Source organism: Paracoccus spongiarum (genome assembly GCF_030732095.1).
Taxonomy (GTDB): Bacteria; Pseudomonadota; Alphaproteobacteria; order Rhodobacterales; family Rhodobacteraceae; genus Paracoccus; species Paracoccus spongiarum.
On the sequence record NZ_JAVAMQ010000073.1, the window covers coordinates 1 to 831 of the forward strand.

An 831-nucleotide genomic window follows, 5' to 3' on the forward strand; every position below is an offset into this window, starting at 1 on the left:
GTGGCCATTCGCAGCCCGCATCTCTGAAAAACGCTTTAGCGCCGGCTTATCGAACTCACGCAAATCTTTCCAAATTCCACAATCGGCCAATGGCTTCCACATAAGAACCAAGTAGCGGGCATCAAACTCTCTCGGCATTATGCAAAACTCATTCAAATCGGATGATGATATCTCGCATTCGTGCTCATAAACTTCAGCAAGACCACCGCCATCCGCAACTGAGAATATAGTCCTATTTCCCAAAATATCAGCTTCGTGAGGGAAGCGACTCCAGGCTATTGCGTAAACTTGAAGTGGCTCAGATGACCACGGTACAATTATCTTCATTTTAGACCGCTATTGTTTACAATTTTGAGGTCAAACGCCCTGCCTGGCTGTAAGGTTTGATTTACCTGATAATGAACAGTAATGTTGCCCTGTGAGGTGCGAGATGTATACTCCATTTTTTGCCAACCGTTATTATAATTGAAGGCGGGGTCGTTGTTAAGACCAAGCAAGGGTCTGCCTATATTGGGATCTGCCGTGCTGTGACCCCCGATGCTCATCCGGCTGAGGCCAGAGTCGGCGGTTGAATGTGGCGCGGTTGCGCCGACGGAGCAATGGGCGATCTGCGTAGCGGCTCAGATGCGCGAAGCTGATCGCCCATTGCGGTGAGTTGGGCGGCAAAGGCCGCCGGGGCTTGGTAGCCGAGGGCGGAATGGGGTCGCTCGGTGTTGTAGGTGTGGGTCCAGCGGGCCACGGGGTCACGTCCGTCAAGGTGGTGTAATTTCGCGGATGGCCTGAGGTCATGATCAAGCGGCTTTCGTTGTGATGCTGAGAATGGGGTCGATT

General features: G+C 52.1%; 2 protein-coding genes. Both read right to left on the reverse strand.

Translation table 11 applies throughout. The annotated features are described in order from the left end of the window. Positions 1-327: hypothetical protein (locus Q5Y72_RS19740; protein ID WP_305965090.1), on the reverse strand; the 327-nt coding region annotated here is incomplete at its 3' end. A 214-nt stretch (positions 328-541) separates the two neighbouring features. Continuing rightward, the coding region (locus tag Q5Y72_RS20005; protein ID WP_504222739.1) for an integrase core domain-containing protein at positions 542-831 on the reverse strand (290 nt) is incomplete at its 5' end.